The organism is Streptomyces sp. NP-1717 (assembly GCF_022695985.1).
Lineage (GTDB): Bacteria > Actinomycetota > Actinomycetes > Streptomycetales > Streptomycetaceae > Streptomyces.
Genome location: NZ_JAAPBF010000239.1, coordinates 1 through 11,106, shown reverse-complemented (window position 1 = coordinate 11,106; position 11,106 = coordinate 1). Strand labels below are relative to the sequence as shown.

The 11,106-nt window shown below is 73.9% G+C and carries 10 protein-coding genes and 1 pseudogene; 5 read left to right on the top strand and 6 right to left on the bottom strand.

Annotation, left to right across the window (positions count from 1 at the left end):
- Positions 1–106: 106 nt before the first annotated feature.
- Positions 107–1,012: a UbiA family prenyltransferase gene (locus GXP76_RS30465; RefSeq protein ID WP_374363163.1), complete on the bottom strand. Its 906-nt coding sequence runs from the start codon at positions 1,010–1,012 to the stop codon at positions 107–109.
- A 115-nt stretch (positions 1,013–1,127) separates the two neighbouring features.
- Between GXP76_RS30465 and GXP76_RS30460 the strand changes: the two genes are divergently transcribed.
- From GXP76_RS30460 to GXP76_RS30450, 3 genes are read left to right on the top strand one after another with little or no spacing between them, the layout of a single operon-like run.
- Positions 1,128–2,207 (top strand): type III polyketide synthase, encoded by a 1,080-nt coding sequence (locus tag GXP76_RS30460; protein WP_242574845.1) that lies wholly within the window; start codon positions 1,128–1,130, stop codon positions 2,205–2,207.
- A 13-nt stretch (positions 2,208–2,220) separates the two neighbouring features.
- Positions 2,221–2,769 carry an isoprenylcysteine carboxyl methyltransferase family protein gene (locus GXP76_RS30455; RefSeq protein WP_242574846.1) on the top strand — a complete coding sequence of 183 codons (549 nt, stop codon included), beginning with the start codon at positions 2,221–2,223 and terminating at the stop codon, positions 2,767–2,769.
- Positions 2,766–3,779: an NAD(P)/FAD-dependent oxidoreductase gene (locus tag GXP76_RS30450; RefSeq protein WP_242574844.1), complete on the top strand. Its 1,014-nt coding sequence runs from the start codon at positions 2,766–2,768 to the stop codon at positions 3,777–3,779. The genes GXP76_RS30455 and GXP76_RS30450 overlap by 4 nt, the downstream gene beginning before the upstream one ends.
- A gap of 48 nt (positions 3,780–3,827) precedes the next feature.
- Here GXP76_RS30450 and GXP76_RS30445 read toward each other — a convergent pair whose 3' ends face one another.
- Both GXP76_RS30445 and lnt read right to left on the bottom strand, forming a co-directional pair.
- Positions 3,828–4,313, bottom strand: coding sequence for an NUDIX domain-containing protein (locus tag GXP76_RS30445; protein ID WP_242574843.1), 486 nt, complete (start codon positions 4,311–4,313; stop codon positions 3,828–3,830).
- A 23-nt stretch (positions 4,314–4,336) separates the two neighbouring features.
- On the bottom strand, positions 4,337–6,013 hold the full coding sequence (gene lnt / locus GXP76_RS30440; protein ID WP_242574842.1) for an apolipoprotein N-acyltransferase: 1,677 nt from the start codon (positions 6,011–6,013) through the stop codon (positions 4,337–4,339).
- A 226-nt stretch (positions 6,014–6,239) separates the two neighbouring features.
- On the opposite strand from lnt, the gene GXP76_RS30435 reads away from it, so the two are divergent.
- Positions 6,240–7,265, top strand: a complete 1,026-nt coding sequence (locus GXP76_RS30435) for an O-antigen ligase (RefSeq protein WP_242574841.1) — start codon at positions 6,240–6,242, stop codon at positions 7,263–7,265.
- Between the two features lie 194 nt (positions 7,266–7,459).
- Here GXP76_RS30435 and GXP76_RS30430 read toward each other — a convergent pair whose 3' ends face one another.
- Positions 7,460–8,047, bottom strand: a complete 588-nt coding sequence (locus tag GXP76_RS30430) for a hypothetical protein (protein WP_242574840.1) — start codon at positions 8,045–8,047, stop codon at positions 7,460–7,462.
- A 368-nt stretch (positions 8,048–8,415) separates the two neighbouring features.
- A complete protein-coding gene (locus GXP76_RS30425) occupies positions 8,416–9,204 on the bottom strand; it encodes a glutamate racemase (protein ID WP_242574839.1) in 789 nt (262 codons plus the stop codon).
- A gap of 58 nt (positions 9,205–9,262) precedes the next feature.
- On the opposite strand from GXP76_RS30425, the gene GXP76_RS30420 reads away from it, so the two are divergent.
- A complete protein-coding gene (locus GXP76_RS30420) occupies positions 9,263–10,435 on the top strand; it encodes a glycosyltransferase (protein ID WP_242574838.1) in 1,173 nt (390 codons plus the stop codon).
- Between the two features lie 39 nt (positions 10,436–10,474).
- Here the strand turns inward: GXP76_RS30420 and GXP76_RS30415 are convergent.
- Positions 10,475–11,106 (bottom strand): annotated as a pseudogene (locus GXP76_RS30415) (Tellurium resistance); the annotation flags it as partial.

Sequence of the window (11,106 nt, the reverse complement as noted above, 5' to 3'; positions counted from 1 at the left end):
GACGCGGCGAACGTGCGTGCCAGACCCCGCGAGCCCGGCAAGATCGGCAAGACACCCCCTGGGGACCAGGGCTCCACAGGGACCGGGGAGTTCGGGGAACCGGGGATCAGCTGACGCCGGCTCCGTGTGCCATCAACAGCCCCACGTCCAGCGCCGCCACGGCCACCGCCCCGACGAAGGGCGCCTTCACCCGGCGGCGGCCGAGCACCAGACCCGTGGCGGCGATCGCCCCGGCGGCCAGCGGGACGAGTACGGCGCCCGCGCCGGGACGGCCCGGCGGGCCCAGCGTCAGCACCACCGACGCCGCGACCAGCGGTACAGGGAGCAGCAACCGGGTGCCGGTGGCTCCGAGTCGGTGCGGAAGCCCTCGTACGCCGTTGGCCAGGTCGGCCCGGATGTCGGGCAGCACGTCCGCGAGGTGTGCCCCCACACCGAGCAGCGCACCGGCGCCGGCGGCCCACCAGGCCGGCCAGGGGCCGCCCGGCAGACTCAGTGAGACGAGCGCGGGCAGGCTCGCGAATCCGATCGCGTACGGCAGCCAGGACAGCGGGGTGGCCTTCAGGCGCAGGTTGTACGCCCACGCGGCGGCGACCGCGACCAGATGCGCGGTGCCGGCGAGCACCCCGCAGGCCAGTGAGAGAGGCACGCAGAGCGCGAGTGCCCCGAACGCCCCGGCCCACACCGCCCCTTCGCCGACCGTCCCCGCCGCGACGGGCTTGTCGGGGCGGCCGGTGGCGCTGTCGCGACGGGCGTCGTACGCGTCGTTGCACCAGCCCACGGAGAGCTGGCCGGTCAGCACCGCCGCGGTGATCAGCAGACAACGGCCCGCGCCGTGGCCCGCGGTGACGGCGAGCGCGAGGGTGAGCGTGGTGACGGCGGCGACCGGTCCGGGGTGGCAGGACAGCGCCAGGGCCCTCGCGAGCGCGCCCGGCCGTCGCGCCCGGCGCGGGGGCGGAGCGCAACCGGTCCCGGCCGCGCGCGTCTTCGTCACCGGGTCCACTTCGGCGTCCACGCGCCGATCGTAGGCGCGCCGGCTCCGTCGGCGTGCCAGCCGGACGGGCGACTTACGGTGTCTCATCCGGCCCCGCGGGTGTTGGGCCTGTTATGACATCACCGGGCTGGAATCGATGACCCGAATCGCCGCCGTGCACGGCGTCCTGGCTCCTTACCGCCACACCCAGTCCGAGATCACCGACATGGTGGCGGGCACCTGCCTGCCGGCCGGGTCGGACCGGCGCGTACTCGACCGGCTGCACGCGAGCGCGGGGGTCCGCTCGCGCCACATGGCGCTGCCGCTGGACGACTACGCCAAGATCGACGGCTTCGGCGCCGCCAACGACGTCTTCATCGAGGTCGCGGGGGATCTGGGGGCCGACGCGGTGCGCGGAGCGCTCCGTACGGCGGGGCTCCGGCCCCGGGACGTGGATCTGCTGCTGTTCACCTCCGTCACCGGCGTGGCGGCCCCCTCGGTGGACGCACGGCTCGTCGGACGCCTGGGACTGCGCCCGGACGTGAAACGGGTGCCCGTCTTCGGGCTCGGCTGTGTCGCGGGAGCGGCGGGCGTCGCGCGGCTCCACGACTATCTGCGCGGCTGGCCCGACCAGGTGGCCGTGCTCCTGTCGGTCGAACTGTGCTCGCTCACCTTCCAGCGCGACGACGCGTCGATGGCGAATCTGGTGGCGAGCGGGCTGTTCGGGGACGGGGCGGCGGCCCTCGTCGCGGTGGGCGAGCGTTTTCCCGCGCCGTCCGGTTGGCAGGGTGCGCCGGCGGCCGGTCCCTCGGTCGTCGCCACGCGCAGCAGGATGTACCCGGACACCGGCCATGTCATGGGCTGGGCCATCACCGGCTCCGGCTTCCAGGTTGTCCTCGATCCGGCGGTGCCCGATCTCGTCCGCCGCTTCCTCGCCGACGACGTACGGGCGTTCCTCGCGGAGCACGGTCTGACGCCCGGCGACATCACCGGGTGGGTCTGCCACCCGGGCGGCCCGAAGGTGCTGGATGCCGTGAGCGAGTCGCTCGCCCTGCCCGGGGGCGCCCTCGACGTCACCTGGCGCTCCCTGTCCGAGGTGGGGAACCTGTCGTCGTCATCGGTCCTGCACGTGCTGCGCGACACGCTCGCCCGGTCCGCCCCCGAGCCGGGCAGCCCCGGCCTGATGATCGCGATGGGCCCCGGTTTCTGCTGCGAACTCGTACTGATCCGCTGGTGAGTTGGAGAACGACATGTGGTGGTACACGGCCTTGGTGCTGGCGGTCGCCGGTGAGCGGATCGCCGAACTCGTCGTCGCCCGGCGCAATGCCCGCTGGAGTCTGGAGCGCGGCGGTACGGAGACCGGGCGCGGGCACTACCCGGCGATGGTGGCCCTGCACACCGGCCTGCTGGCCGGCGCGCTCGGCGAAACGGCCCTGGCCGGGCGGGAGTTCGTGCCCGCGTTCGGCTGGACGATGGTGGGGGCCGTCGTCGCGGCGCAGGGACTGCGCTGGTGGTGCGTCGGGACGCTCGGGCCGCGCTGGAACACACGGGTGATCGTCGTGCCCGGTCTGCCGCTGGTGTCCGGCGGCCCCTACCGCCTCCTGCGCCACCCGAACTACGTCGCCGTCGCCGCCGAGGGCCTGGCGCTGCCGCTGGTACACGGCGCGTGGGTGACGGCCGCCGTCTTCACCGGGCTCAACGCCGTCCTCATGGTTGTACGGATCCGGTGCGAGAACACGGCGCTCGCCGTCGCCCCCGCCCGCGCGCCGGCCGGTGCGTCGGCGGGCGTGCCCGCGTGATCGACGTCCTGATCGCCGGCGGTGGTCCCGCCGGTCTCGCCGCCGGAATCCACGCCGCGCGGGCGGGGCTGCGGGCCGTGGTGGTGGAGCCGCGTACGTCCCCGGTGGACAAGGCCTGCGGGGAGGGCATCATGCCGGGCGGCGTGGCGGCGCTGGCCGCGATGGGTGTCGAGGTGCCGGGACGCGAACTGCGCGGCATCCGCTACCGGGACGGCACGCGCGACGCCGAGGCGCTGTTCCGGGACGGTACGGGTCTCGGTGTCCGCCGGACGGAACTGCACGCGGCGCTGCGGCGCCGGGCGGACGCGCTCGGCGTGGAGACGGTCCGGGGCAAGGTCGGTGAGGTGTGGCAGGGCGCCGACCGGATCGTCGCCGCGGGCAGGACGGCGCGGTGGCTGATCGCCGCCGACGGGCTGCACTCGCCGGTCCGCCGCGGCCTCGGTCTGGAGCTGCCGGACCGCGCGCCGGCGCGTTACGGTCTGCGGCGGCACTTCCATGTCGCGCCGTGGTCGGACTTCGTGGAGGTCCACTGGTCGCGGCACGGCGAGGCGTATGTGACGCCGGTCGGGGACGGTCTCGTGGGTGTGGCCGTGCTGAGCCGCGAGCGGCGCGGTTACGCCGAACACCTCGCCGGCTTCCCGGAGTTGGCGCCGTTGCTGGGTGAGCGCGCGGCGAGCAGTGTACGGGGCGCGGGGCCGTTGCGGCAGCGGGTGAGCCGTCCGCTGGCCGGCCGGGTCCTGCTCGTCGGTGACGCCGCCGGGTATGTGGACGCGCTGACCGGGGAGGGGGTCGCCCTGGCCCTGTCGACGGCCGGTGCGGCGGTGCGCGCGCTGGTCGAGGGGCGTCCGCAGACGTACCCGGCGGCCTGGTCGAAACTGACGAGACGTCACCGGCTGCTCACCGAGGGCCTGTTGGGCCTCACCCGGAGCCCCGGGGCGGCCCGCCTGATCGTGCCCGCGGCGGCCCGCCTCCCCACGGTCTTCGCGGCGGCGGTCCACGCGCTCCAGTGACACGGGGGCATGGCCGCCGCCGTACGGGACGTAGCCGGGGGCTTCTCGTCAGGCGGTGCCCGTCCCCCGGTCGAACCAGGTGGGTCCGTCGGTGAGCGACTGCTTGATGCGGAACAGCGCGAACTCCGGGAGTTCGGGCAGCGCGTCCACGGAGAACCAGCCGACCTCCAGGGACTCGTCGTCGTTGACCCTGGCCTCCCCGCCGGTCGCGCGGCAGCGCACCGTGATGTCGAGGTACTGGCACTGGTCCCCGTTGGGGTAGGTGACGGGCCGCGGCAGCGCCTGGACGAGGACGATCCGCTCCGCCGTACAGCGCACGGCGGTCTCCTCGTACACCTCGCGCTCCGCCGTCACCGCGGGCTGCTCCCCCGGCTCCGAGATCCCGCCGACGACCGACCAGTTGCCGGTGTCGGCGCGTCTGCCCAGCAGCACCCGGCCCTCGTCGTCGAACACGATCGCGCTGACTCCCGGCAGGAGCAGCAGCTGGTGCCCGGCGGTGGCACGGATCTCACGGATGAAGTCTGGCGTTCCCATGCCACGAACCCTATGCGCCGGTATCAGCTCATGCCGTCGGAAGCGGGGCGGCGGCGGGCGCGTACGGTCCGCGCGCCCACCCAGCCGAGACCGCCGGCGGCGACCGCGACGAGCAGCGCCTCGGGCAGCGTGCCCATCGTGGTGGCGGGCGTCCGCGAGGAGCGCAGCGGCATCTCGCGGACCAGGGCGTCCGGCGTGAACATCTTCGACTGGTCGACGACCTCGCCGTCGGGCATGATCATCGCGCTGACACCGCTGGTGACGGGGACGACGACGGCCCGGCTGTGCTCGACGGCCCGTACGCGGGACATCGCGAGCTGCTGGTAGGTCATCTCGCTGCGTCCGAACGTGGCGTTGTTGCTCGGTACGGTGATGAGCTGCGCCCCGTGGGTCACGGTGTCGCGCACCGCCCAGTCGAACGCGGCCTCGTAGCAGGTGGCGAGGCCGACCTTGGTGCCCGCGAGGTCGAACACGCCGACCTTGTCGCCCGGCCCGAAGTCGCGTCGCACCCGGTCGACGTCGGAGCTGAAGATCCGTACGAAGGAACGCATCGGGATGTACTCGCCGAACGGCTGGACGTGCCGCTTGTCGTACTCCGCGACGGGCCCCTCCTCGGGATCCCACTTGATGAGTGAGTTGCGCAGTGTGCCGGTGTCGGGCGAGAGCACGGAGCCGATCACCGTCGGCACACCGATCGCCTTGACGGCGTCGTCGATGACGAGGCGGGCGTCGCCGTTGCGGTAGGGGTCGAGGTCCGAGGAGTTCTCGGGCCACAGGACGAAGTCCGGCTTCGGCTCCTTGCCGGCCTTGACGTCGGCGGCGAGCTGTTCGGTGCGCGCGGCGTGGTTGTCGAGCACCTGGCGGCGCTGGGCGTTGAAGTCGAGGCCCAGGCGCGGCACATTGCCCTGGATCGCCGCGACGGTCGCGGTGCCGTCCTCGGCCGAGTCGTCCACGAGGGGCAGCGCGGCAAGGGCGCCCACGACGGGGACGAGCACGGAGAGCGCGGCGACGGCCACGGCGGCGCGCGGGACCGGCCGCGGCGCGGCCCCGTCCCGGCGGGCGGGTTCAGGGTCGGTGGAGGGGGCGGGATCGGGAGCGGCGGTGGCGGCGCGGCGGGCGAGAAGCAGACGCACCGCCTCGTAGAGACCGAAGCCGCACAGCACGACGGCGAACCCCAGTACCGGCGTGCCACCCACCGCCGCGAGCGGCAGGAACATACCGTCCGCCTGACCGAAGGCGATCTTGCCCCAGGGGAAACCGCCGAACGGCACCCGGGCGCGCGCGGCCTCGCCCAGGATCCATACGGCGGCGGCGAACACCGGCCACGCGGGCAGCCGGGACACGACCGAGATCCCCGTCCCCACGGCGCCGATGAACAGCGCCGACACGGCGGCGAGCGCGACCCACGGCAGCGGGCCGACCTCTTCGCCCGTCCACTTCAGCAGCGGCAGCAGGAAGCCGAGACCGGCGAGGAAGCCGAGACCGAAGCCGGCGCGCGGGCGGCGGCCCCGCAGGGTCCAGCCGAGCAGGGCGAATCCGGGCAGCGCCAGCCACCAGAGCGGACGGGGCGGGAAGCTCGCGAAGAGCAGCAGCCCGGAGAGTGCCGCGGCGCCGGGCCGTACGAACCGGCGCGGCCATCGCCTGCCCCCGGGCACGGGAGCGGGCTCGGTGGGTTCGACGGGGGTGATGGTGGTGCTCACCCGGCGGAGTCTACGGTGGCGCCTGCGGAGGGCGGCAGTCCGGCCGGGATACGGGAGGGCCGCCGGACAGGTCCCCGGCGCTTCCCGCCGCATCGTTTCCGCACGAGCTGTCCACAGAACCCCCCTCGTGCCGTTACCGTGTGCGCCAGCCCTGGGGCGGGTGCGGTGAGCCCCGGTCGATCCGGCTCTCGTCGGCAGGGCCGTCTCGGGGCGGGGGGTCTGCGGGGTGGCTGTACCGGCAAGCCGGTCCGTCGCACGTGAGCGCGGCGGCACCGCCGACATCGTGGGCACCGCGGTCCTCGTCGGCTGCGCGGTGTGGGCCCTGGTGAGCGCGGCCGGCCGGGAGGGCAGACCCGAGGGTGTGCTGCTGGCCGTCCTCGCGGTCGCCGCCGGCTACACCTGCGGACGGATCGCGGGCTCCCTGGTGCCGGTCGCCACGGCGCTCGCGCTGGCCGTCCTCGCGTACGTCATGGCCGTCGCCGCCCGTCAGGGCGTACCGGGCGCCACGGCCGAGAGCGCGGCGCCGCCGGGCGACACGGGCGCGGTGGCCGCGCTGCTGGTCCTCGCCGTGGGCGCCGCGTGCTGCGCGGCGGCCGCCGCGGAGTCGCCGGGGCGGCGGAACGCGCTGCTGGTGGTCGCCGCGGTGGGCGCGGCGAGCGGTCCGGTGCTCGGTTCGGTGGCGGGGCTGGTGGCGGCGGTGGGAGTGCTGCTCTGCTCGCTGGCCGCGGCGAGGATGCGCCACCGGACGCTGGGCATGGCGGGTTTCGTGGTCGCGACGTGCCTGATGGTCGGCGTCTCGTGGGCGGTGGCGGTCCAGGCGCTGCCGGAAGGGCTGGCGTCGTCGCTGGAGGGGCAGCTCACGACGCACCGGGTGCTTCTTTGGGAGGACGCGGTGGATCTCGTACGGGAGAATCCGCTGCTGGGCGCCGGGCCCGACCGGTTCGGCGATCTGAGCCCCACGGCGCTGGAGTCGCTGGACTCGGACGGCAAACCGCACTCGGCGCCGTTCCAGCTGGCGGCGGAGCAGGGCGTCGCGGGTGCGCTGCTGCTGGGGGCGGTGTTCGGCTGGCTCCTGTACGCGCTGTGGCGCTCGCCGCGCGCCACGCCTGTCGTACTGAGCGCCGGGGCCGCGCTGACGGCGCTGGCCGCCGTGGCGACCGTGGGCAACGCGCTGAGCTTCACCCCGGTGACGGCGGGCGCCGGCATCCTCGCGGGCCTGGCGACGGCTCGACCACCGGACGACCGGAGCTAGGGCCCCTCGGGCCTGTCTTCAAAGTCCCGCCTGGCCCGCGGCGCCTGGCACGGCACCTCGCCGCGTTGTAGGACCCGGCCGAGTACGCCCGGTACGAGTCCGGCCCTCCGCCTTGCGATGCACCGCACCAGCCGCCGCGAGCCCCGCCCTACGGGCGGACGGCGCTACTTCACGGACACCCCCTTGCCGGGCTCTCAGATCTCGGCCGGGCCGAAGCCCGGCTTGGTGAGGCGTACCGTCCCGGTGGCCGCCCCGCGGAGCCGGTCGCGGATGACGCGGACCGCGGCCTCGGCGTCGTCGACCGTCACCGTGAACGTCCTGCCGTCACCGAGGCTCAGTACGACGCCCTCGCCGCGCCGTACCACCACGGCCGTGCCCTGCTCGGGCCGCCAGCGGTAGCCCCAGCCGCCCCACTGGCGGGGCGTGACACTGGGTGCGAAGTCCGCGCCCGTCACGTGGGCGAGCGGGATACGGCGGCGCGGCAGTCCGATGTGTCCGCAGCGCACTTCCAGGTGTTCGTGATCGACCTTGACGTGTACGTGCACGAAGGCCAGCGTGCCGAAGAGGATCAGCAGTCCGGCGGCGACACAGCCGACCACCGACGCGGCCAGCGCGACGACGCCGGTGGCCCAGGAGGATTGGATCGCGAGCTCGATGCCGAGAGCGAGGCAGGCCGCGCCCACGACCGCGAACAGCCATTGAAAACGGTTGGTGGCTCGGCCGGTCCAGGTTTCGGGGAGGGGCACTGTGCCAGGCCCCCCTCGCCGGGGGTGCTCCGTCATGGGTGCAGCGTACTCACGATCCGGCCGGCGGGCACCGCCGCGAAGGGGTCCGGAATGAGTGACTCCGACAACAGATCCGGCGGCTGGTGCGCTGCATCACAAGGCGGAGGACCGGACTCGTACCGGGCATACCCGGCCGGGTCCTACAACGCGGCGAGGTGCCGTACCGGGCGACGCGGGCCAGGCGCGACTTCCCGGACAGCCCCTAAGGGCTGTCCCGTAATCCCTGGCGGGCGCACGACGACAGCTACGGCACCTCGCTGCGTTGTCGGAACGCCGGAATACGCCCGGTATGAGGAGGACCCTCCGCCTTGCGCCGCACCGCATCTGACGCCGCGCGCCGATCCACCAGGGATTACGGGACAGCCCTAGTGCGCCTGGGTGACGGCGGCGAGCAGGCGGCCCTCCGCGTAGGTCAGCGCCGTGTCGGGCAGCGGGGAGTGGTGACCGCTCAGCAGGACGGTGAGGTCGCCGGGCTCCGCGGTGGCCGCGGGCGGCGGTATGTCGCCGAGCCGGCGCAGCGTCTGCGCGGCGACGGCCTCGGCCGAGCCGTGGAGTGCGACATCGTCCAGGCCGGGCCGGCGCAGGGCCGCGCGGATGCGCTCACCGACCAGTTCGTAGTGGGTGCAGCCCAGGACGACGGTCCTGACCTCGCTCGGTGTGCGCAGCGCCGCCGCCGCGACGGCGGCGTCGATGCCCGCCTCGTCGCCGTGCTCCACGGCGTCCGCGAGACCGGGACACGGCACCTCGGTGACGTCGACCGAGGCGGCGAAGGTGCGGATGAGGTCGCGCTGGTAGGGGCTGCCGGTGGTGGCGGGGGTGGCCCAGATCGCGATGGCCCGGCCGCCGGCCGCCGCCGGCTTGATCGCGGGGACGGTGCCGATGACGGGGAGACCCGGTTCCAGGGCGGCGCGCAGCGCGGGCAGGGCGTGCACCGAGGCGGTGTTGCAGGCGACGATCAGCGCGTCGGGCCGGTGCGCGGCGGCGGCGCGGGCCACCGTGAGCGCGCGCGCGACGACGTCGTCGGGGGTACGCGGCCCCCACGGCATGCTGCCGGGGTCGGAGGAGAGGACGAGACCGGCGTCCGGCCGGAGCCGGCGCATTGCGGCGGCGGCGGCGAGCAGCCCGATGCCGGAGTCCATCAGCGCGATCTTCACCCGGTCACCTTAGACGACGGGCCTTGCGGTCCCGCCGATCTGGGGCAGACTGCGGCGAATGAGCGCCATTGCCTGGATCGCCGCGGCCTCGCTGGCCGCCTGGGGCTTTCTGTTGCTGGGTCAGGGATTCTTCTGGCGTACGGATCAGCGGCTGCCGCCGCGTGAGGCTCCGCCGGTGTGGCCGTCGGTCGCGCTGGTCGTGCCCGCGCGTGACGAGGCGGACATGCTGCCGGTGAGTCTGCCGTCGCTGCTGGCGCAGGACTATCCGGGGCGGGCGGAGATCTTCCTCGTCGACGATTCCAGCACCGACGGGACGGGCGCGCTGGCCAGGGAGCTGGCCGACCGGCTGGGCGGGCTGCCGCTGACGGTCCTCTCGCCGCCCGAGCCGGCGCCGGGCTGGACGGGGAAGCTGTGGGCGCTGCGTCACGGCATCGAACTGGCGCGGGCGGAGCGGCCCGACTTCCTCCTCCTGACGGACGCCGACATCGCCCATGAGCCGGACAGCCTCCGTGAGTTGGTCGCCGCCGCGACGACGAACGGTCTCGACCTGGTCTCCCAGATGGCGCGGCTGCGGGTGGCGACCGCGTGGGAGCGGCTGATCGTGCCCGCCTTCGTCTACTTCTTCTCGCAGCTGTACCCGTTCCGCCGGGTGAACAAGGCGGGGGCGCGTACGGCGGCGGCGGCCGGCGGGTGCGTACTGCTGCGGACCGGGGCCGCCGAGCGGGCGCGGATCCCCGACTCCATCCGGCAGGCCGTGATCGACGACGTGTCGCTGGCCCGGGAGGTGCGGAAGGCCGGTGGCCGGATCTGGCTCGGTCTCGCGGAGCGGGTGGACAGCGTGCGCCCGTATCCGCGACTGGCCGATCTGTGGCGGATGGTGGCGCGCAGCGCGTACGCCCAGCTCCTGCACAACCCGCTGCTGCTGATCGGCACCGTGGCCGGGCTCGCGGTCGTCTATCTGGCGCCGCCCGCGGCGGTGTACGCGGGCCTGGCGGGCGGTGACACGCCGGCCGGTCTGCTGGGCGGCGTGGCGTGGGCGGTGATGGCAGGGACGTACGTACCGGTGCTGCGGTACTACCGGCAGTCGCTCTGGCTCGCTCCCCTGCTGCCCTTCACCGCCCTGCTCTATCTCCTGATGACCGTCGACTCGGCCGTGCGGCACTACCGGGGCCGCGGTGCGGCCTGGAAGGGGCGTACGTACGCCCGTCCGCAGGCCGCACCGGAGCGTTGAACCCGGCCGTGGTGGCCGGGGACGGAGACGGCGGAGGTGTCACTTCCGGCCAGGGGTCCAGTTCATGCCCCAGCCGTACGCGTAGTCGATGGTGCGCTGCGGGCTGACTCCGCGTTCGGGTACGAGAAAACGCGCTTCGCGCTGAACCAGCAGATCGGAGCCGGTATTGGTGATCAATGCGAGCGCGCAGACCGTCGAGGGAACCGTGCACTCGCCGAGGGAGAAGTCGATCGCCGCCCCGTTCCGCGGCTGGAGTGTGACCGTCGCGTCGAGATCGGCGAAGCTGCGCGCCCCTTCGTAGATCGTCACGAAGATGACGACGCGGCGCAGTTGGTTCTTGTGGTCGAGGTTGATGCTGAGATTCTCGCCGTTGGCCGAACCGCCGGTGCGGTCGTCGCCGTCGAGATGGATGAAGGGCGGCTGGTGAAGCGCCCCGAAGGCATTACCGAGTGCCTGGACGACGCCTTTGCGGCCGTCGGTCAGTTCGTAGAGCGCGCACAGGTCGAGGTCGAGGTCGCCGTGCATGGCGACGGCCCGCCCCAGCTTGGCGCCCCAGCCCTTGAACTGCTTGCGCACCTGCCAGCTGAGATTGACGCGCATCTCACCGGAGTTGCCGCCCTGCTTGGACAGCGAGACCGACGGGGCGTCCTTGGTCAGCGTGACCTTGGTGA